At 44.3% G+C, this 22,734-nt stretch carries 16 protein-coding genes; 14 read left to right on the top strand and 2 right to left on the bottom strand.

All coding sequences use genetic code 11. The annotated features are described in order from the left end of the window. Positions 1-81 precede the first annotated feature (81 nt). The 12 genes from ACY3ZI_RS13360 to rluF all read left to right on the top strand — a co-directional run bounded on the left by ACY3ZI_RS13360 (position 82) and on the right by rluF (position 18,898). A complete protein-coding gene (locus tag ACY3ZI_RS13360) occupies positions 82-534 on the top strand; it encodes an enhanced serine sensitivity protein SseB C-terminal domain-containing protein (RefSeq protein WP_154602674.1) in 453 nt (150 codons plus the stop codon). A 240-nt stretch (positions 535-774) separates the two neighbouring features. Further along, the gene (locus ACY3ZI_RS13355; RefSeq protein WP_487375319.1) at positions 775-5,814 is read left to right on the top strand and encodes an alpha-2-macroglobulin family protein; all 5,040 of its coding nucleotides are present in this window, start codon (positions 775-777) and stop codon (positions 5,812-5,814) included. 276 nt (positions 5,815-6,090) lie between these two features. Next, positions 6,091-8,412, top strand: a complete 2,322-nt coding sequence (pbpC, locus tag ACY3ZI_RS13350) for a peptidoglycan glycosyltransferase PbpC (protein WP_487375318.1) — start codon at positions 6,091-6,093, stop codon at positions 8,410-8,412. Positions 8,413-8,700: 288 nt separating this feature from the next. Further along, positions 8,701-9,126, top strand: a complete 426-nt coding sequence (ndk, locus tag ACY3ZI_RS13345; RefSeq protein WP_006658631.1) for a nucleoside-diphosphate kinase — start codon at positions 8,701-8,703, stop codon at positions 9,124-9,126. A 225-nt stretch (positions 9,127-9,351) separates the two neighbouring features. Next, the gene (gene rlmN, locus ACY3ZI_RS13340) at positions 9,352-10,497 is read left to right on the top strand and encodes a dual-specificity RNA methyltransferase RlmN (RefSeq protein WP_410431076.1); all 1,146 of its coding nucleotides are present in this window, start codon (positions 9,352-9,354) and stop codon (positions 10,495-10,497) included. A 199-nt stretch (positions 10,498-10,696) separates the two neighbouring features. Beyond that, positions 10,697-11,665 carry a cytoskeleton protein RodZ gene (gene rodZ / locus ACY3ZI_RS13335; RefSeq protein ID WP_487375317.1) on the top strand — a complete coding sequence of 323 codons (969 nt, stop codon included), beginning with the start codon at positions 10,697-10,699 and terminating at the stop codon, positions 11,663-11,665. 178 nt (positions 11,666-11,843) lie between these two features. Then, a complete protein-coding gene (gene ispG / locus ACY3ZI_RS13330; RefSeq protein ID WP_036949502.1) occupies positions 11,844-12,965 on the top strand; it encodes a flavodoxin-dependent (E)-4-hydroxy-3-methylbut-2-enyl-diphosphate synthase in 1,122 nt (373 codons plus the stop codon). Between the two features lie 213 nt (positions 12,966-13,178). Beyond that, complete coding sequence (gene hisS / locus ACY3ZI_RS13325) at positions 13,179-14,456, top strand: histidine--tRNA ligase (protein ID WP_132495550.1); 1,278 nt, start codon at positions 13,179-13,181, stop codon at positions 14,454-14,456. 10 nt (positions 14,457-14,466) lie between these two features. Next, positions 14,467-15,090 (top strand): YfgM family protein, encoded by a 624-nt coding sequence (locus ACY3ZI_RS13320; RefSeq protein WP_181477332.1) that lies wholly within the window; start codon positions 14,467-14,469, stop codon positions 15,088-15,090. Between the two features lie 21 nt (positions 15,091-15,111). Further along, positions 15,112-16,284 carry an outer membrane protein assembly factor BamB gene (bamB, locus tag ACY3ZI_RS13315; RefSeq protein WP_211886147.1) on the top strand — a complete coding sequence of 391 codons (1,173 nt, stop codon included), beginning with the start codon at positions 15,112-15,114 and terminating at the stop codon, positions 16,282-16,284. Between the two features lie 129 nt (positions 16,285-16,413). Further along, on the top strand, positions 16,414-17,892 hold the full coding sequence (der, locus tag ACY3ZI_RS13310; RefSeq protein WP_036949510.1) for a ribosome biogenesis GTPase Der: 1,479 nt from the start codon (positions 16,414-16,416) through the stop codon (positions 17,890-17,892). A 127-nt stretch (positions 17,893-18,019) separates the two neighbouring features. Beyond that, positions 18,020-18,898, top strand: a complete 879-nt coding sequence (gene rluF, locus ACY3ZI_RS13305; protein ID WP_211886146.1) for a 23S rRNA pseudouridine(2604) synthase RluF — start codon at positions 18,020-18,022, stop codon at positions 18,896-18,898. Between the two features lie 172 nt (positions 18,899-19,070). On the opposite strand, the gene ACY3ZI_RS13300 is transcribed toward rluF, so the two are convergent. Further along, complete coding sequence (locus ACY3ZI_RS13300) at positions 19,071-20,201, bottom strand: M4 family metallopeptidase (protein ID WP_211886145.1); 1,131 nt, start codon at positions 20,199-20,201, stop codon at positions 19,071-19,073. A 149-nt stretch (positions 20,202-20,350) separates the two neighbouring features. After that, complete coding sequence (hemF, locus tag ACY3ZI_RS13295) at positions 20,351-21,274, bottom strand: oxygen-dependent coproporphyrinogen oxidase (protein WP_487375316.1); 924 nt, start codon at positions 21,272-21,274, stop codon at positions 20,351-20,353. 136 nt (positions 21,275-21,410) lie between these two features. On the opposite strand from hemF, the gene ACY3ZI_RS13290 reads away from it, so the two are divergent. Further along, entirely contained in the window at positions 21,411-21,842 is a 432-nt protein-coding gene (locus ACY3ZI_RS13290) for a GNAT family acetyltransferase (protein WP_211886447.1), read from the top strand. Between the two features lie 102 nt (positions 21,843-21,944). Next, positions 21,945-22,529 carry an RpoE-regulated lipoprotein gene (locus ACY3ZI_RS13285; protein WP_487375315.1) on the top strand — a complete coding sequence of 195 codons (585 nt, stop codon included), beginning with the start codon at positions 21,945-21,947 and terminating at the stop codon, positions 22,527-22,529. The last annotated feature ends 205 nt before the right edge of the window (positions 22,530-22,734 follow it).

Here is a 22,734-nt window from a genome sequence, read left to right as displayed (position 1 = left end):
CAATGCAGCCTGCGATTTTTTCTTTAACATGAATGGTTTTTGAATTTAGACGATATTATTTTTGGTTGTAGAGGATATTGAATGACGCAACAATCCCAAAACCTAACAACAGACTCGCAATCTGATGTTCAGTTTACTGAACTCACGGTACCAGAAGGTTCTTCATTAAAATTAAGCGTTCTCGAACAAGAACCTGAAGAATTGACAGCGGCGCTCAGTGAGTTTTTTAAACAACATAAAGTTGTACGACGCGCGTTTATTGTTTCGGTCCAAGAAGTGGAAGATGAACAATTTGATGATATTTTGATGATAGCGTTGGAATTTGTTCCAGGCGCAGAAAATATCGATGAAATTATTCAAGAAGCGGGTGCAACCGCATGCGAATATATTGATGAGGATGAATCCATTGATTTTTGCATTGTTAATGAAGACGAAAAAGGGTTAAGCCACTTTATTACCCAGCACGTTGCACCATTTTATCAACGCCGCTTAGGCAGCTTCTTGCGCGACAGTATTCCCATCAAAAATACCTAATTCTCTCCTTACTCAAAATAAAGACCGGACTTCTCCGCGTCTTTATTTTTTCATGCTGTTTTTTCCGTTTTGTCTGATAGGTGTTGGTGTTACATTCTGTTAAATTATGTATTCAATTAATGCGCATACTTATTATTGCGGATTACACACTAAGCTCAATCATCGCAACGTATTTAAGTTCAAGGATTTTCTTGGGCTTCATGAACATAATAAATTAACTTAATAAGGGATGGGGCGGTAATGAAACAACAATCAAGTTGGACTTCATTGGCGGGTCTAAAAACGAAAAAGCGTTATGTAGCATTAGCCTTAGCGTCCGTTATGGCATTAGCGGGCTGCGATAATACAGACGATACCACGAAAAAAGAGAGTAATGTCTCAACCTCAGCGGCAGAAACGAGTACCAAAACGGCGCCCGTTGCAGAACAAAAACAGGCTGCACCTAAGCTTTCCAATGAAGAGTTAGTGAAGAAATATGCCGGGAAAGATCTGGAGATTTTGGATGCCTCGGAATTGCAGCTAGATGGTGCAAGCGCTATGGTCGTGACATTCTCGGTGCCTTTACAGCCAAATCAAAACTTTGGTCAGTATCTGAATCTGGTGGATGTGAAATCAGGCAAGCTGGATGGAGATTGGGAGTTATCTGATAACCAGATGGAATTACGCTTCCGCCATTTACCGCCATCGAAAGAATTAAACCTTTCGGTTAATCCGGGAGTGAAAGCGGTCAACGAACGTACTATCAACAACAGCTTTGAGAAGAAATTCCAAACGGCGCAAATTATTCCAACCGTTGGGTTCGCAAGTAAAGGCTCTTTACTGCCAAGCAAAGTTGCCCAAGGCTTGCCTGTCATCGCGCTGAACGTGGATAAAATCGACGTAAATTTCTTCCGTGTCGATGAAAAACAATTACCGCAATTCCTCGCGATGTGGCAATACCGCAGTAACTATGAATATTGGTATTCCGATGAATTCCTCGACAAAGTCGAATTAGCCTATACAGGGCGTTTCGATTTAAACCCAGATAAAAACACCCGCCAATCCATTCTGTTGCCATTAAAAGATATCAAAGAGCTGCAACAAGATGGCGTTTATTTAGCGATCATGCAAAAAGCGGGTAGCTACAGTTATCAATTCCCTGCGACAGTCTTTACGCTTAGTGATATCGGCGTGTCATTACATAGCTACCATGATCGTGTGGATATTTTCACCCAATCATTAGCCAAAGGTTCGGCGATTAAAGGCGTCGAGCTGCGGATTTTGGATGAAAAAGGTCAATTAGTGACCAAAGGCACGACTGATGGTGACGGTCATGCTCAGTTAGACAAACTGGCTGGCGGCAAATTATTACTGGCAACCCACGAAGGGCAAACCAGTATGATTGACTTGACTCAACCCGCATTAGACCTGTCTGAGTTTGATATTTCAGGTCCTTCAGGCTATGCAAAACAGTTCTTTGTGTTCGGTCCTCGTGATTTATATCGTCCGGGCGAATTACTGCTAGTGAATGGTTTACTGCGTGATGGTGATGGTCAGCCAGTGAAATCTCAGCCAGTCAAAGTGGATGTCTTAAAGACGGATGGTCAGGTCTACAAGAGCTTTGTATGGCAAGGGGATGAAAAACAAGATGGTTTGTACCAGTATCAGCTAGAGATCCCGAAAAATGCGGAAACGGGTGGTTGGTCACTGCGTTTTGATTTAGGTGATGGTTCACCACAACGCTATTACAAATTCAATGTTGAAGATTTTATGCCAGAGCGTATGGCGCTGGATATTACAGGCAGTGAGAAACCGGTATTAAGTTCGCAGCCCGTTGACTTTGACATTAAAGGTCGTTACCTCTACGGCGCCCCAGCAGCGGATAATCAGTTGCAAGGGCAAGTGTTGCTGAAAGCTAATCGTGAAGCGGTTGCGAAATTGCCAGGCTTTGAATTCGGTGCGACGAATGAAGAAGGCTTACCGCGTAAGCTGGATGAGTTTGATTTAACCTTAGATGGTAGCGGTGAAACCGTGATCTCCTTGCCGCAAAGCAACTGGGAATCAACGCGCTCTCCGATTACAGCAGTTCTGCAAGCTAGCTTATTAGAAGCAGGCGGTCGTCCTGTGACTCGTCGTGCTGAGCAAGCGATTTGGCCAGCGAAAAAATTAGTGGGTATTCGTCCTCTCTTTGAGAAAAAAGAGATCTACGATTACCGTACAGACCGCTACGCGAAGCGTTATAACGTCGATGAAAATTCATTAGCTGAGTTTGAAATTGTCATGTCAGATATGGCAGGGCATAAGCTGGCAGCGGAAAACCTGACTGCGCGCTTAGTGTATGAACGTCGTGATTACTACTGGAGCTGGTCAGAAAGTGGTGGCTGGGTTTCTAACTACGATCAAAAAGATCTCGTGGTGGCGAATGAGAATATTTCTATCGCCAAAGATGGTACCGCTAAGATCTCGTTCCCAGTGGATTGGGGGTCATTCCGTTTAGAAATTACCAACCCTGACAATGAGTTAGTCAGCAGCATTCAATTCTGGGCAGGCTTCTCTTGGCAAGATAATACCGGAGGCAGCGGTTCCGTTCGCCCTGACCAAGTGAAATTAAGCTTGAATAAACCCGCTTACTTACCGGGTGAAAAAGCCAAAGTCCGCATCGAAGCGCCAAAAGCAGGTAAAGGTTACATTCTGCTTGAATCGAGCAGTGCGCCATTATGGTGGCAGGAAATTGATGTCCCAGCTGGCGGGTTAGATGTGGAAGTGCCAGTGAATAAAGAGTGGGCACGCCATGATTTATATATCTCTGCGGTCGTAGTTCGTCCGGGAGATGACTCTAAAGAGGCGACCGTTAAACGCGCTGTTGGGGTATTACATCTGCCACTAGCTGATGAAAATCGTAAGATTGCATTGGCGTTGAACGCACCGACAAAAATGCGTCCAAATGAAGATCTGAAAGTGAAGATCAAAGCCACTTCTCAAGATGGCAAGCCGCTGCCTGAAAAAGTGAACGTGTTGCTGTCTGCGGTGGATACGGGCGTCCTGAATATCACCGATTTCAAAACTCCAGACCCATACGATGCCTTCTTTGGTCGTAAGCGCTACAGCGTTGACCAATATGATGTGTATGGTCACTTAATTGAAGGTCAAGGCAAGTTAGCCAACCTGCGCTTTGGTGGTGATGGTGAAGATGCTGCACTGGAACGTGGTGGTATGAAGCCTCTGACTGAGGTGCAAATCATTGCGGAACAAGCGCAACCAGTCATCTTAGACAAAAATGGCGAAGGCGAAATTACGCTGGCAATTCCTGATTTTAATGGTGAATTACGCTTAATGGCGCAAGCATGGAACCAAAAAGATTTTGGTCATGCAGACAGTAAGGTCGTTGTTGCGGCACCATTAGTGACGCAAATGTCGATGCCTCGCTTTATGGCGAGCGGTGACAAGTCTTACTTCGCGCTAGACCTCACCAATATGACCGACAACACGCAGAATGTGACAGTGACATTCAAAGCATCGGGCATGGTGAAATTAGATGGCGCAGCAACTCGTGATATCGAACTGACCAAAGGCAAACGTACCACAGTGACGCTGCCAGTCAGTGCCGATTATGGCTTTGGTGAAGGTGAAGTCTCCATGACCATCAACGGCGTAAAAGTTGAAGGGGAAGCGGAGAAAGAGTACAAAAACAGTTGGAAAGTGGGCGTGCGTCCAGCACAGCCAGCCGAAACCGTGGCATTTGCTACTGCGATTGAGCCGGGTGAAATTTGGTCATTACCAACCAACGATTTTGCTTATTTACAGCAAGATACACTGGAAGGACAAGTGCTGTTAACGAGCCGTCCACCGCTGCAAATTGCACGCTATATTCGTGAGCTGTTTGCTTATCCGTATGGCTGTTTAGAACAAACCGTGAGCGGGCTGTATCCGTCACTATTCTCGACACAAGCTGAACTGCAAAAGCTGGGGATTAATTCACAAACTGACGCAGATCGCCATAAAGCGATTGAGTTAGGCATCCCGCACTTACTGAGCATGCAGCGTGATGACGGTAGCTTCTCTCTATGGGATAAAATGGGGCGTGAAGAGTATTGGTTAACCGCGTATGCGACGGATTTCTTAAACAAAGCGAATCAGCGTGGTTTCTCCGTACCGCAAAGCGCATTGAATAACGCTAACACACGCCTGTTAAGTTATCTGCAAGATGGTAGCCAAGTGAGTTATCCGTACACGGATCAGCCAGACGCATCTCGTTTTGCGATCCAAGCCTATGCGGGCTTAGTACTAGCAACTCAGCAAAAAGCGCCATTAGGGGCACTGCGTCAAATCTATGGTCAAGCTAACAATGCGACCAGCGGTTTAGCGTTAGTTCAACTGGGTGTGGCATTAAACCTGATGGGTGATAAAGCGCGTGGTGAAAGTGCCATTATTGATGGTATGAAGAAACAGAGCGCACGTTATAGCAGCATTGGTGATTACGGCTCAGCGATTCGTGATGATGCGATGATCGTGGCATTACTGAATGAATATAACTTAATGCCAAAATCCCGTGACCAAAAACTGCAAACACTGTCTAACAACCTGACTTCGCAGAAGTATTTCTCAACTCAAGAGAGCAATGCCCTGTACTTAGCGGGTCGTTTCTATGCCAATGAGACAGAAACACAATGGAAAGCGCTAGTGAATGGTCAAGAGCCACCATTGGTTTCAGATAAACCAGTGAGTGAGTTCTTAACGAAACAACAGCTAGTGAATGGTTATAGTGTTGAAAACAGCGGTACCAGCACACTGTATACTCGTTTGAATGTTGTCGGCTATCCGATGCGCTCACCGAAGCCATACTCAAATGTGCTGGATATCAAACGCAGTTACTACGATATGAAAGGTAACCGTATTTCAATCGATAGATTAAGAAGCGGTGAAATGGTGGTGGTGAAGTTGGAAGTGAATGCCAACCAAACTGTTCCTGATGCATTGGTGGTGGATTTATTACCTGCGGGCTTAGAGTTGGAAAACCAAAATTTGGCCAATAGCAGCGCTAACCTCAGTGAATCTGCACCAAATCTGCAAGAGATGATTGATGATATGCAGCAGTCGCAAATTCGTCATATGGAATACCGTGATGACCGTTTTGTGGCGGCAGTGGAAGTTCAGCAATATCGTCCAACCACATTGGTTTATTTAGCTCGTGCGGTTACGCCGGGTGTGTATAACAAACCTGTGCCACAAGTGGAATCCATGTATGTGCCAGAATGGCGTGCCACAGGTTACTCCGATGGTCAGTTGGAAGTGGTTCGTTAATTCATATTAAATTAGAGAATCATTGAACTAGATGAAGATAAAGAGGGAAGCGTGTGTTTCCCTCTGAGGTTGATGACAAAGAGGGATAAAAGCGTGGTTTTTCCCTCTTTGTGTTATCAGGTGAAAATCAATAAATTGATTTTCCTTGTTAATTTTACAACCCAAAAGAGCCATTTCCAAACCTGATGGGTTTGTTAATGGTCTGAGAGGGAAACGTTTGTTTCCCTCTTTTTTTAGTATCATAAAAACAAATAATAACTCTTGGTATATTGACGAATGAAGAGATGGCTACGTCGCATTGGGTGGACGCTACTGGTTTTGGTCGTGGTATTGCCACTGGCCTTTTTAGCAGCAGATAAAATTTGGCCTTTGCCAATCAAGCAGATTGAAATGGCACGCACGGTCGTCGCGGGGGATGGGACTCCGTTATGGCGTTTTGCCGATAAAGAAGGTATTTGGCGTTTCCCTGTTAAGTTGGATGAGGTCTCGCCGGAATATATTGATGCATTATTAACCTATGAAGATCGCCATTTTTACCAGCATCCGGGGGTTAACCCATTTTCATTAATGCGTGCCGCTGGGCAGTTAGTAAGCTCTGGGCGCATTGTCTCTGGGGGCAGTACCATCTCGATGCAGGTGGCAAGGTTGATTGATCCACATGAGCGTACGTTTGGTGGCAAGCTCAAACAGTTATGGCGTACTGCACAGCTGGAATATCACTATTCCAAAGATGAAATCCTTGAAATGTATCTTAACCGTGCGCCATACGGAGGTACGATTGAGGGCATAGGTGCTGCCAGCTGGGTTTATTTGAATAAATCCCCTGCAAAATTAACGGCAAGTGAAGCGGCATTGTTTGCGGTTTTACCACAAGCGCCAAGTCGTTTAAGACCTGATAGATACCCAGAACGGGCGCAAGCAGCACGGGATAAAGTACTCGATAGGTTGGCGGAATACCAAGTTTGGAGCGCTGAAAAAGTCAATGAAATCAAACAAGAGCAAATCTGGCTTGCCCCACGTAAAAATCCGCATTTAGCACCATTACTGGCGCGTCGGATGGTCAAAGATTCCCAAGAATCCATCGTGGAAACCACCATTGATGCTAGCCTGCAAAAGCAGCTTGAAGATATGGCGATGAACTGGAAAAACCAATTACCGAAGCAAACTTCCTTAGGATTGCTGGTGGTTGATCACACGGATATGAGCGTGAAAGCGTATATCGGATCGATTGACTTTCAGGATGATAGTCGCTTTGGTCACGTAGATATGATCAGTGCGTGGCGCTCACCGGGCTCAACGCTCAAGCCATTTTTATATGCGCTGGCAATGGATGATGGTTTGATCCACGCCGAATCACTGTTGCAGGATGTGCCGCGTCGATTTAATGATTATCGTCCCGGAAACTTTGATAGCGGCTTTAATGGTCCTGTCAGTGTGAGTGATGCGTTAGTACGCTCATTAAACTTGCCTGTTGTGCAACTGCTGGATGTCTATGGCAGTAAGCGTTTTGCGGCGCAATTACGTAATGTGGGCACAGAACTGCGTTTCCCAGTTGGCGGGGAACCTAACTTGTCGTTGATCCTCGGGGGAACGGCGGCACGAATGGAAGACTTAGTGTCAGCTTACAGTGCATTTGCTCGCCAAGGAGAAGTTTCTCCTCTGCGTTATCGACCGACAGATGTTATCCGCGACCGTAAGTTGATGTCGCCGGGGGCAGCGTGGATTGTTCGCCGGATTATGGCAGGAGAAGCCCGCCCAATGCCTGATGCTAACTTATCGGGACAGCCAAATCTTGCATGGAAAACAGGAACCAGTTACGGCTACCGCGATGCTTGGGCGATTGGTGTGAACCCGCGTTATACGATAGGTGTTTGGGTTGGGCGTCCTGATGCAACACCAGTTGCAGGGCAGCTTGGCTATGCCACAGCGATTCCAATTATGAACCAAGTGAATAACATGCTGCTGACGCGAATTTATCAATCTCGCGAAGTGCTCCCCAAAGATTCAAGGCCAGCGAGCGTTAGCCAAGCCGTGATCTGCTGGCCGGGGGGAACCTCATTACTGAAAGAAGATAGTAATTGTCGCCAGCGCCGTTTAAGTTGGATTTTAGACAATACGATTCCACCAACACTAATGGCACGAGATCAAGAATCCTCTCTTGGACTCAGGCAAAAAGTATGGGTGAATGAGCAGGGGCTACAAGTTGCGCCAGATTGCCCAAATGCCCAAGAAAAAGAGATCCATTTATGGCCGATTACCGTAGAGTCATGGTTGCCTGCAAGTGAAAAACGAGTAAATCGACTGCCTAAGCCGGATGCCGTTTGTCCGCCGTTAAATCTTGAAATGCCACCATTATTAATTTCAGGTATCCGCGAAGGGGAGGTTCTCCAGCGTTTACCCGGAAAAACCAGTTTAGACCTGCGTTTACTCACTCAAGGTGGGCAAGGGCAAAAATGGTGGTTTTTAAATGGTGAGCAAGTGAACAATACAGAGCAAAATGGGGCAATTTTGCTGACGCTCGAAAAAAGTGGAAACTACCAAATATCTGTCTTAGATATGAGCGGACAGGTCACAGCTATCAATTTTAAGGTGAAGTAATAGCATAAAACGATGACTTAATTAAAAATATAGCATTTTTTGCTATGAAAAGATTAACAAAATGTTGATGTGACTGTAGGAAATTGTAATCCAAGCCCCTATAATCAACGCCCTATTTTTCTGCTTCCTAACATCAGGAATAGAAACAATATAAAAAACTACAACAGGCACATATTCTTGGTTCTTCATATGCCGCTCTTGAAATCCTAGTGGAAACATTGGGTTAAGTAAGAGAAATAAAGCAGAGAATAAAGAGTAAAAGTTAAGTCAATCGCTAAGAGGTTATTTATGGCTGTTCAACGTACATTTTCTATCATCAAACCAAACGCAGTTAAGAAAAACGTAATCGGTGCAATTTACAACCGTTTTGAAAGCGCAGGCTTCAAAATCGTTGCTGCTAAAATGATGCACCTGACTCGTGAACAAGCTGAAGGCTTCTACGCTGAGCACAAAGGTCGTCCTTTCTTTGATGGTCTGGTTGAATTCATGACTTCTGGTCCAATCATGTTACAAGTGTTAGAAGGCGAAAACGCAATCCAACGTCACCGTGACCTGATGGGCGCAACTAACCCAGACAACGCATTAGCGGGTACTTTACGTGCTGACTACGCGGACAGCTTCACTGAAAACGCAACTCACGGTTCAGATTCAGAAGAGTCTGCTGCACGTGAAATCGCATATTTCTTCGCTGCTGACGAAATCTGCCCACGCTAAGGCGTTCTCAATAATGCATTAGCATTATTGTTATAATATTTGTACAATATGTCGCCCTGTTAATCATCGCGTTAACAGGGTGATTTATTTTTTAGTCGTCCCGACTAATCGCAATCCCAATTTACGTCGTGCTTTTCGCACTGCCGAAAGTGTAATAACGAGGCAAACTCAATGTCTGATATGACTACCAATGCACAATGTGCAACTCCTTCTGCTGTATCTGCTATGCCAGAAAAAAATGGGCAGCCAGAAAAAAGCGGTCAAAAAATTAACCTGCTCGATTTAAACCGCAAGCAGATGCGCGAATTTTTTGCTGAGCTCGGCGAAAAACCGTTCCGTGCAGACCAAGTGATGAAGTGGATTTACCACTATTGCTACGATGATTTCGAACTAATGACCGATATCAACAAGGTGCTACGCGCGAAATTAACAGAAGTCGCAGAGATTAGAGCACCTGAAGTGGCTGATGAACAACGTTCATCCGATGGCACAATTAAGTGGGCTATCAAAGTGGGTGATCAACTGGTTGAAACGGTGTATATCCCTGAAGCTGATCGCGCAACACTGTGTGTCTCTTCTCAAGTTGGCTGTGCACTGGAATGTAAATTCTGTTCTACCGCGCAGCAAGGTTTTAACCGTAACTTGCGTGTTTCCGAAATTATCGGACAAGTTTGGCGTGCAGCTAAAATTATCGGTTCGCTGAAGTCTAGCGGTCGCCGTCCTATCACCAACGTGGTGATGATGGGGATGGGTGAGCCGTTATTGAACTTAAATAACGTGGTTCCTGCGATGGAAATCATGTTAGATGATTTTGGTTTCGGTCTGTCAAAACGCCGCGTAACAATTTCCACCTCAGGCGTGGTTCCTGCACTGGATAAGTTAGGCGATATGATTGATGTTGCGCTGGCTATTTCTCTGCATGCACCAACGGACGATGTGCGTGATGACATCGTACCAATCAATAAGAAATATAATATCGAAACATTCTTAGCCAGTGTGAATCGTTATTTAACGAAATCCAATGCGAATGCGGGACGTGTCACAGTTGAATATGTGATGCTTGATCATATTAACGATAGCGTTGAACAAGCCCACCAACTCGCAGAATGTTTGAAAAACACACCAAGCAAAATCAACTTGATCCCATGGAACCCGTTCCCGGGAGCGCCATATGGTCGCAGTTCCAACAGCCGAATTGATCGATTCTCTAAGGTATTGATGGAATACGGTTTTACGACTATAGTTCGCAAGACTCGTGGTGATGATATTGATGCTGCATGTGGGCAACTAGCAGGGGATGTTATTGATAGGACGAAACGTACCTTGAAAAAACGCCTTGCTGGGGAACCTATCCAGGTAAAATCAGTCTGATATATAGATAATATCTAATCAGTGAGTTAGGTTATAATTCGGGGCGTTTTATGGTTAGGCAAAACGCCCTGGTTCGCCTACAATAATTAAAGCGGCATATCTTCTCTATTGTTGTTGGAAACTATGACGTAATCAGACGGGTAAAGTAGCGTAAAATCTGCTTTATATTTATTAAACTTGGAAATAGTGTTGCCAGCTAATGACTATCGAAAATAATACCGAACAAACTTTTATCACTGTAGGGCAATTATTATCCCGCGCTCGCGAGCGTATGGGTCTAACGCAAGAAGCGGTTGCGGAGCGACTGTGTCTTAAAGTGAGTACGGTAAAGGAAATAGAACAAGATATTCATCCTGCGGGCGTAGAGCCAACGTTTTTACGTGGTTATATTCGTCTGTATGCACGAATGGTCGGAATTCCTGAAAACGATCTTGCCACACTCTTAAAAAGTGATGTTCCCGCACAGTCTCCCAATGTTTCTCCAATGCACAGCTACTCATTAGGCAAAAAGCGTAAAAAACGCGAAGGTTGGCTAATGAAATTAACGTGGTTGATTGTCATTGTACTTATCGCGATGGTGGGTATTTGGTGGTGGCAAGAACATAATGCCCAGCAGAAAGACCTGTTAACCATGGCGAACCAAAATGAAGCATTGGTTCAGCAAGATTCCAGCGAACCCGTGAACAATATTGCGGTTGATATGCCACTTGCAACTGACAATAGCGCTGTGCAAACCGATCCACTGGTCGACCCTGCACCAGTATTGACAGACACCCAAACAGTAGCGAATACCCAAACAGCAACGAATGCCGATGCGGAAGGGGTGAGAACGATCCCGTTGCCAAATGCGCCGCAAACAACGCCTTCGGTTGACAGAGCCCAAGCAGATGTTTCTCAAACAACGGATATGCCAGCCGCAACAGGTAATGGTTTAACGTTAAGTTTCTCTGGTCAATGTTGGCTAGAAATTCGTGACGCAAACAATAAAGTTTTATTTAGCGGCATGAAAAATAACGGCGACAAATTAGAACTTGATGGTGCACAACCTTACCGTTTAAACATCGGTGCACCAGCCAATGTGACGGTGCAATTCCAAGGTAAAAACGTTGATTTAAGCCGCTTTATCAAAGCGAAACGTTCTGCGAAATTTAAGTTGCCAGAAGCATAAAAATATTACGAAATTAAAGAAGCAAACTATATCCTAAAACACTCTTTGTGATAGTTTATAGTTTGCTTTCTTGTGTATAGTGGGGCGCGTTAAAGCAATGACCATACACTATGCCATGATATTAAAGAGCGCCATGGTATTAAAATGAGCACATGGATGTTCGGAGAATTAAACAAAAATGCATAACGAATCACCAATCAAAAGACGCAAATCCACCCGTATTTATGTCGGTAATGTTCCTGTTGGCGACGGCGCACCTATCGCTGTTCAATCAATGACCAATACCCGTACAACCGATGTCGAAGCCACTGTTCGCCAAATTAAAGCCCTTGAACGTGTTGGGGTAGATATTGTGCGCGTATCAGTACCCACGATGGATGCCGCAGAAGCCTTTAAATTAATCAAACAGCAAGTTGATGTCCCTCTGGTCGCTGATATTCACTTTGACTACCGTATTGCCTTAAAAGTGGCTGAATATGGTGTTGATTGCCTGCGTATCAACCCAGGAAATATCGGTAGTGAAGAGCGAATTCGCCAAGTGGTTGACTGCGCTCGTCATTACAATATTCCTATTCGTATTGGGGTGAATGGCGGCTCGCTAGAAAAAGATATTCAAGAAAAATACGGTGAACCGACACCAGAAGCGTTGGTTGAATCAGCCATGCGCCATGTGGATATTTTGGATAGATTGAACTTTGATCAATTTAAAGTCAGTGTGAAAGCCTCTGATGTATTCCTTGCTGTGGGTTCATATCGTCTGCTTGCTCAAAAAATTGACCAACCACTTCATCTAGGCATTACTGAAGCGGGCGGTGCGCGCTCAGGTTCTGTGAAGTCAGCTATCGGTTTAGGTATGCTGCTCTCTGAAGGTATTGGGGATACACTGCGTATTTCCCTTGCCGCTGACCCCGTTGAAGAAGTCAAAGTAGGCTTCGATATTCTGAAGTCGCTGCGTATTCGCTCCCGCGGTATTAACTTTATTGCTTGCCCAACCTGTTCACGCCAAGAGTTTGACGTGATTGGCACGGTGAATGCGTTAGAACAGCGACTTGAAGACATTATCACGCCAATGGATGTGTCTATCATCGGTTGTGTTGTGAATGGTCCTGGTGAAGCTGAAGTGTCCACATTGGGTGTCGCGGGTGCGAAAACCAAGAGTGGATTCTACGAAGATGGTATTCGTCAAAAAGAGCGTTTTGATAATGACAACATTATTGATCAGCTAGAAGCTAAAATTCGAGCCAAAGCGGCAATGCTAGACGAAAGCATGCGAATAAATGTTAATCAGATAGATAAATAATATTTAGAAACTGGCTCATCATGAGTCAGTTTTTTATTTATCACCGTGATTAGCAGTGTTAATCGCGGTCATTTTTTCTTAAAATTACGCCATAGCGACCAAAATCAACAGATAATTCCCGATTCCACGGTGGTTTTGCAGTTTGTTGATTGAACCTGATGACATTTCGCTCTTATAATCGACCTTATGTAATTCTGAAAATAGAGAAATAAAGTGGGAAAAAATATCCAAGCCATCCGAGGCATGAATGACTACTTGCCAGCAGATACTCGAGTGTGGCAAAAAATCGAAGCAACATTGAAGAATATTTTACAGGGTTATGGTTTTAGCGAAATTCGTACCCCGATTGTAGAGCAGACCCCGTTATTTAAACGGGCGATTGGTGAAGTGACTGACGTTGTTGAAAAAGAGATGTATACCTTCAACGACCGTAACGAAGAGAGCCTCACACTGCGCCCAGAAAATACCGCAGGTTGTGTCCGTGCCGGTATTGAGCATGGTTTGCTGTACAATCAGGAACAGCGCTTATGGTATTTAGGGCCAATGTTCCGTTATGAGCGTCCACAGAAAGGTCGCTATCGCCAATTCCATCAGCTAGGTGCTGAGGTGTTTGGTCTGGCAGGTCCTGATATTGATGCGGAAGTGATCTTAATGACTGCGCGCTGGTGGCGTGCACTTGGGATCAGCGAGCATGTTACGCTGGAACTCAACTCAATCGGTTCATTAGAAGCTCGCGCAAACTACCGTGATGCGTTAGTCGCTTTCCTGGAACAGCACAAAGATAAGCTGGATGAAGATTGCAAACGTCGTATGTATAGCAATCCTCTGCGTGTGCTGGATTCTAAAAATCAAGACGTTCAAGCATTATTAAATGATGCGCCAGCGCTATTTGATTATCTGGATGCGGAATCTCGCGAGCATTTTGATGGACTGTGCAAATTATTAGATAACGCGGGTATTAAATACCGTGTTAACCAACGCTTGGTGCGTGGTTTAGACTACTATAACCGCACTGTGTTTGAGTGGGTGACAACTGCGCTAGGTTCCCAAGGTACGGTCTGTGCGGGTGGTCGTTATGATGGTCTGGTTGAACAACTGGGCGGTCGTGCAACACCAGCGGTTGGCTTTGCAATGGGTATGGAGCGCATGGTTCTGCTGGTTCAAGAAGTGAATCCAGAGTTTACTGCAGATACCTCCGTTGCCGATGTGTATCTGGCTTCTTTTGGTGAAAATAGCCAACAAGCTGCATTGTTAGTTGCAGAAAAAGTACGTGATGAACTGCCAACTCTGCGTTTAATGACTAACCACGGCGGTGGTAACTTTAAGAAGCAGCTCGCGCGTGCCGATAAGCAAGGGGCAAAAATTGCTCTGATCTTAGGTGAAGACGAAATCAATAATAGCCAAGTGACGTTGAAAGATTTACGTACTGGTGAGCAAGAAACTATTTCACAGCAACTAATGGCATCGCGTATCGCCACGCTGTTAGGTTAAGGAGAGACAAGTGGAAGTCTATACAAACGAACAAGATCAAGTTGAGGCGATCAAACGTTTTTTCGCTAACAACGGCGTTGCTTTAGTGGTTGGACTGGTTATTGGTGTCGGTGGTGTGTTTGGTTGGAACTATTGGCAATCACACAAGTCGAATGTGTTGCAAGAAAGTGCAGCAAAATACGAGGCCGTCAATACTCAGTTACGTTCAGGTTCAGCTGAAGGTATTCAAGCTGCACAAAAATTTGCAGCAGAAACTAACGACGTTTACAGTTCAATGACTGGGCTGGAGCTGGCGCAAGTTTTTGCTGATAAAGGCGATTTAGCAGGTGCTGAGAAAGCACTGACTGACGCATTAGCGAAAGCAAAAACCGTTGATTTGCAAGATGTGATTAACCTGCGTTTAGCGCGTATCCAACTTGCACTCGGTAATGCGGATGCGGCTATCGCCTCTGTTGCTAAGATCCAAGGTAAGTCATGGCAAGCTACGGCACAGGATGTCCGTGGGGATGCTTTACTCCATAAGGGTGATAAATCCGGCGCTAAAGCGGCATACACTCAGGGGTTAGAAAGTGAAGGTTCTCAATCACTCAGAGGTATTTTGACTCTGAAATTGAACAACGTATCTAATTCATAAGAAGAAAGGAAACGACACACTATGCAGTTGCGCAAAACTCTTTTGGTAGGCCTGGTTGCTTCAGCTTTACTTGCCGGTTGTTCCAGCGAAACTGATTCTATTGTGATGGCGCCATTACCACAGGTTGAGAATCAATTTACACCTTCTATTGTTTGGGATAAATCCGTCGGTAATGGTGTTGAGCAGTTTTATTCTGAACTTTCTCCTGTGTGGGATGGTTCAGCAATTTACGCTGCGGATCGTAAAGGCTTAGTTAAAGCGCTAGAACTTGATAGCGGTAAAGAACTGTGGTCTGTCGATTTATCAAAACGTACTGGTTTTCTTTCTGCCAATTTATCTGCGTTACTGTCTGGTGGCTTGACCATTTCTGATGACAAAATTTTCATCGGCACTGAGCGTGGTACAGTTATCGCGCTAAATAAAGAAAATGGTGAAGTATTGTGGGATGTGGAAGTGGCTGGCGAAGCCTTGTCCAAGCCTGTCGTGAGTGGCGACATGGTGGTCATCCACACGAGCAATGGTCAATTACAAGCGCTGGATACAGCGACAGGCGCGATTAAGTGGACAGTGAATATGGATACTCCATCACTGTCATTACGCGGTGAGTCTGCGCCTGCGGTTGCATTTGGTGCAGCTATCGTTGGTGGTGATAACGGTCGAGTGAGTGCAGTTCTATTGTCCCAAGGTCAATTAATTTGGCAACAACGCATCTCTTTAGTCACCAGCTCGACAGAAATTGGTCGTCTGAACGATGTGGATATGACGCCTGTGATTGATGATGGCAAAGTGTACGCGATCGCCTATAACGGCACATTAGCGGCGCTGGACATGCGTTCTGGTCAAATGTTATGGAAGCGTGATTTAGGCTCCATCAATGACATGGTGCTATCGGGCGATACCCTGTATTTAGTTGACCAGACTGACCGCGTGCTGGCTGTTCGTAAGAGCGATGGCGTGACATTATGGACGCAAGATCAGTTACTGAACCGTGGATTATCTGCGCCAGAAGTCTATAACGGCTATATTGTTGTGGGTGACAAAGAAGGTTATCTGCACTGGTTAGATACCAGCACAGGTGGCTTTGTGGCTCAAAATAAACTGAACAGTTCAGGGATCCACAGCCGCCCAGCCATTGCGAGTGATAAACTGATGGTTCAGACAAGAAACGGAACAGTTTACCTGTTAACACGTTAATTTTCTGACAAGCAGACAATTTATCGATAAAATAAACGGTTCCTGAATACAGGGGCCGTTTCGTTTTTTTGTTTTCTGAGTTTAGCCTCAGAATTCTATTAGTTAATTAAAGTTGTGAGGCACTGAAGAATGATACCCGTCGTAGCGCTGGTTGGGCGTCCAAACGTAGGAAAATCCACGTTATTTAACCGATTAACCCGTACCCGTGACGCACTTGTAGCGGACTTTCCCGGTCTGACCCGTGATCGTAAATATGGTCGTGCAGAAGTTGAAGGGCACGAATTTATTATTATCGACACTGGTGGTATCGATGGTACAGAAGAGGGCGTAGAAACCCATATGGCGGCTCAGTCGCTTCAAGCGATTGAAGAAGCTGACGTTGTTCTTTTCATGGTAGATGCAAGAGCAGGCTTAATGCCAGCGGATGAAGGCATCGCTAAGCACTTACGCAGCCGCAAGAAAAAAACGTATTTAGTTGCCAACAAAACTGATGGTATTGATGCCAATATCGTTGTTGGTGATTTCTATTCACTGGGTCTTGGGGAAATTTACCCTATTGCCGCCTCTCATGGTCGTGGCGTCACTCAGTTAATTGAACACTCTTTAAAACCTTTTATCGAGGTTGAAGACGAAGAAATCGAACTTACTGATGAAGAAGCGAATGCTGCATATTGGGCTGAGCTGGAAGCAGAGGGCGAGTTCTCCGAAGACGAAGAGGATGATTTCGACCCAAGTACGTTGCCAATAAAACTGGCTATTGTAGGGCGTCCTAATGTAGGCAAATCTACCCTAACTAACCGTATTCTCGGTGAAGACCGTGTGGTCGTCTTTGATATGCCGGGTACCACCCGTGACAGTATTTATATCCCAATGGAGCGTGATGAGCGTGAATATATTCTCATCGATACCGCTGGGGTGCGTAAGCGCGGTAAGGTAACTGAAACTGTAGAAAAATTCTCAGTGATCAAAACGCTGCAAGCGATTGAAGATGCTAACGTTGTCTTGCTAGTTATCGATGCCCGTGAAGGTATCTCTGACCAAGATTTATCGTTACTAGGATTCATTTTGAACGCAGGTCGTTCATTAGTGATTGCAGTGAATAAATGGGATGGCATGAAGCCTGAAGATCGCGAGCATGTCAAAGATATGCTGGAACTGCGTCTTGGTTTTGTCGATTTTGCCCGTATTCACTTTATCTCCGCACTACATGGTAGCGGCGTGGGTAACTTGTTTGAATCTGTGCAAGAAGCGTATGAGTCAGCGACTCGTCGTGTTGGTACTGCACTGTTAACACGTATTATGAAAATGGCGGAAGATGAACATCAGCCACCATTGATCCGCGGTCGCCGCGTGAAGATGAAATATGCGCATGCTGGGGGTCATAACCCACCAATCGTTGTAATCCACGGTAACCAAGTTTCTGATTTACCAGATAGCTATAAACGTTATTTAATGAACTATTTCCGTCGTTCATTAAATGTAATGGGAACGCCAATTCGTATTCTGTTTAAAGAGGGTGAAAACCCATATGCAGATAAGAAAAATAAACTGACGCCAACCCAGCTACGTAAACGTAAGCGTCTGATGCAGCACTTGAAAAAACGTTAATCGCCAACTGTTAGCGCGATAAACAGACTAAAGCCGTAACCCAATTAGGTTGTTACGGCTTTTTACTATTATTTATTAGCTCGCCACAGCCCTAAAATTTAAGTTGTTTTAATGACTGAGGAAAACCATGGAAATCAATTCAACCACACGCCTGAATAAATACATTAGCGAGAGCGGTATCTGCTCTAGACGTGAGGCTGATCGTTATATCGAGCAAGGCAATGTGTTCATTAACGGTAAACGCGCAGGCATTGGCGACCAAGTTTCCGCGGGAGACGTGGTCAAGGTCAATGGTCAGTTAATTGAACCGCGCAATGAAGAAGATTTAGTCTTGATCGCGTTGAATAAGCCTGTTGGGATTGTCAGTACCACCGAAAGTGGTGAAAAAGATAATATTGTGGACTATGTGAATCACAGTACCCGTATTTTCCCAATCGGTCGTTTAGATAAAGATTCCCAAGGTTTGATCTTCCTGACGAACCACGGCGATTTAGTGAACAAAATCTTACGCGCAGGTAATGATCACGAGAAAGAGTACATTGTCACAGTGAACAAGCCTGTGACTGATGAATTTATTCGTGGCATGGGCGCGGGGGTTCCAATTCTCGGTACCATGACGAAGAAATGTAAAGTCAAAAAAGAGGCACCGTTTGTTTTCCGTATTACGCTAGTCCAAGGTTTAAACCGTCAAATTCGTCGTATGACCGAACATTTTGGTTACGAAGTCACGAAGTTAGAACGCGTGCGAATTATGAATGTGAGGCTCACGGGCATTCCTGTGGGTGAGTGGCGCGACTTAACTGATGATGAGCTTATCGAGCTGTTTAATTTGATTGAAAAATCAGAGTCCGATGTTAAACCTAAAAAAGCGGCAAAACCTCAAGCGCGTAGCGGTAGCGGGAAAGTAGCAGGAAAACCAGGTGTGGGTAGCCAAAAGCCGAAAGCAAATGCGGAACCGCCGAAAAAGAAATTTACCCAGCCTGGACGCAAAAAGAAAAAACGTTAATTGGGTAAATGACGAAATAAAAGATATTGAAGTGAAAAAAGGCTGAGGATGAGTGACCTAAAACTCGTATGTACTTGGCCTTTTTATTATGATTTTCGATCAAAGTTTTAAATAAAAGTCAGCCTGTTTGTGGGCCGACAAGGGTGTATAAATTACTTATTACACTTCATTTTTATTGAACACGTAACCCAACATCTAGCCAGCATTGGCGAGTTGCTAATTCAATTTGATCACCAAACAGATTTTTTGCTGAACGAATTGTTGCCTGAGCAAATTCAATAAACGTCGCCGTATTCGAGACGCTTGGATCCGATACCGCTGCAACCCAGATTTTCCCTGTTATTTCCCAGGAATAACCGCCTAATCTTGTTGCCAGTAAGTAGAAGGCTTTATTTGGAATACCTGAGTTGATATGCACACCGCCATTATCCACATAGCGAGGTAAATCGCGATATTGATCCATATGTCCCACTTGCGGGTCATTATTTGATTTAGTGAAATAGTAAGCGGTACCAGGCTCTTTCATTGAGCGTAATGCAGGTCCTTTTCTCTTATCAATAAACAAATTTTCACCCAGCAACCAACTAGATTGTGTTGCGGTTTGCTTTTGAACATATTGTTTCACCATGATGCCTAATACGTCAGCGACAGATTCATTTAACGCACCGGATTGATCGACATAATCAAAGTCAGCTTGTGAGCTAATGTACCCATGAGCGAGTTCGTGAGCAATTATGTCAATATCGTTGTAGAACGGACCAAAAACAGTTCCATCACCATCCCCAAAGAAAATAGCTTGAGAATTCCAAAATGCATTGGAATAGTTTTTGTCATAATGGATAACCGCATTGATATCAGCATCACAACCAAACATCTGATCAATATTGAGTTTCTCCTTAAGGAATGAGCGGATCAATCCAATAGCAGCGAACACGCGATGTGCTGGCTCAGTCGGTGCCACCTTATCCTCTTCTCGCATAATAACGGCGAAATCGTTATGTGCCATATGCTCATCAGCTGGCATTTCTTCGCGTCGACAAATCGGTAGGCTAGAGTGGTTGTGAGTGTAATTCTCTACACGTTGTTGGGCATCACGGATCACTCGGTTATAAGTGCCGCCGGTAATGTTACAAGCGCTAGCCAATAATTGACGTTGATAATTCACATCTTCTTCAGAGTAAGTGCGGCTCATGATGTCATTGATATGAAATAAGGTAGATTTTAAATCATTGCATTGGCTTTCTTGATAGAAGTGAGAGATTAAGCTAGGTGATAATAGTGAACGACCAAGTATCTGATTCATTTATAACTCCATTTTGTTTGACGAAATGGAATCATAAACGGTTGTGATTTTATTGTAACTACATGATAATTAAGTAATTAAATCAATATCTGCTAATTTTTATTAACATAACTAGCAGATAGAAATCTGATTAATTACAAAAGTTTGTACTATTTATTGTGTGTGAGCCAATCTTTGCCAGTGACCAAAAAGTCGGTACATAGCTTAGCTTCTGGGCTACCCGCTTCTGGATGGTAATCATATTCCCAACGCACTAATGGTGGCATAGACATCAAAATGGACTCTGTGCGCCCGCCGCTTTGCAAGCCAAAGAGTGTGCCTCTATCCCAGACAAGATTAAATTCTACGTAGCGCCCACGACGATATAGTTGGAATTGGCGTTCACGCTCACCCCATGGGATCTCTCGACGTTTTTCGACAATGGGTACATAAGCTTGTAAAAAGCCATTGCCAACATCCTGTGTGAATGAGAAACAAGACTCAAAGTCCCATTGGTTGAGATCATCGTAAAATAATCCGCCGATACCACGAGGCTCATTACGATGTTTTAAGAAGAAATAGTCATCGCACCACTGTTTGAATTTAGGGTAAATCTCTGCTCCATAAGGGGTGCAAAGCTCATTAGCGACGGTATGCCAATGGACTGCATCTTCTTCAAATCCATAATAGGGGGTTAAGTCGAAGCCACCACCAAACCACCAAACGGGATCGGCACCTTCTTTTTCAGCAATGAAAAAGCGCACATTGGCATGTGTGGTCGGTATATAAGGGTTGAGAGGGTGGATAACTAATGAAACACCCATGGCTTGGTAGCTACGTCCTGCTAACTCCGGGCGATGTGCTGTGGCTGAAGCGGGCATTTTTTCACCTTTGATATGTGAAAAATTCACGCCAGCTTGTTCAAAAAGTGCACCTTGGGTTAAGACTCGGCTGCGTCCACCACCGCCTTCAGTACGTTCCCAAGTTTGTTCAAGGAAGGTTTCTTTGCCATCTAATTCTGTGATTTTTTGGCAGATGGTATCTTGCAAGCTTTGCAAATAGGCTTTTATGCGTTCAATATCTGGGTAATTCATTGTTTTTTAATAAAACCGTCGGGAGAAATAAATTGGGTAAAGTATACCCCGTTGAGGTAAAAAAGGCATATTGATTATTGATTGTGTATCAAAAGCAGTGATAATGGCAGACAGTTTAGCTCAAACGGACAAGATGATGGAAATACGCATATTTCGCCAAAATGATTATGAAGAAGTGCTTACATTGTGGGAACGTTGCCAATTGAATGAAATTTCAGGTGATCCTGAATTAGATATTGAGCGTAAACTACAGTGTGGCGCCGATCTTTTCCTTGTCGCCGAGGTATCGGGTGAAGTGGTCGGAACCATTATGGGGGGCTACGATGGAATTCGTGGTACTGCTGTGTATTTAGCCGTACATCCTGAATTTCGCGGGCGCGGTATTGCTAACGCGTTAGTGAGTCGTTTAGAGAAAAAATTGATTGCCCGTGGCTGTGGCAGAATTGAATTATTGGTCAGCGAAGAGGCTGATTCGGCAATCTGCATGTTTGAAAAAATGTTATATGAAGAAGAGCAAGCTGAGCGTTTGATCTATTCCAAAAGATTGACTCACGAAGTGGATTTCTAAACTACCGGTGATTATTTTCTTGAAGGTTTAGCTAAATAGCGTGAATCTTTTATGAAATGGACGGTCTCAGTATCCATTATATGACCCGCTAAAGAGGATGATATGTCCCAAAACGCATTCGTAACCTTATTTAAAATTTCTCTACTCGGTGGCGCGGTGATGCTATCGGGTTGTGCTGGTAAAAGCCTATTTTCACCATCCACATGGTTTCATAGCCCTCTGATGATTTCAGAATCGGGCGTGGGGGCAATCACAAGTCTGACCCCAATGGATCGTGATGTGATTAATAATCAACTTGATGACCGCTACGCAGTGCGTGGTGGCCTGCAGCTTGAAAATGGTGAAATGGTTTCTGTGTTTCAAGCCATGAAAGATTTAGACGTTGAGGTCGAAGTCTTTGGTCCTGAAAAAGGCACCGTATCTCGTATTGTCGTGAATGATCCGGATATGCTCACTGAATGGGATACCCAAATTGGTACTGAGTTTAGCGACATTTACCAGAAAGCCTACGGCTCATGTTCCTTAGGGGAAGCGGTTGATAATGTGCCGACGGTACTGTGTGTTGCACCGCAAAGTAGCAAAGTGATTTATAAATTCAGCGGAAAATGGCAAGGTCCTGAGAATTTAATGCCTGCGGATGAAGTGTTGAAAACATGGAAAGTGTCGCAAATTATTTGGCATAAATAAGTTACTTCGCTAAGGTTTTGAACAAAATACCGTAAGTTATTCGATTTAATAGGCAATAATTTACGGTTTTAATCTGCTGATAATATTCATATTTATTCTCCTCTCGCATCAGACCCTTCTGATATCTTCTAGACTGACCAACTCTTGCGTTAAAACAAGGTGAAAATCATTATTAATGCGATAAACTAATTTAAAGTATAGGTTT

This window comes from Providencia sp. LY12 (assembly GCF_057621555.1).
This window is presented reverse-complemented; position numbering and strand designations above follow the sequence as displayed.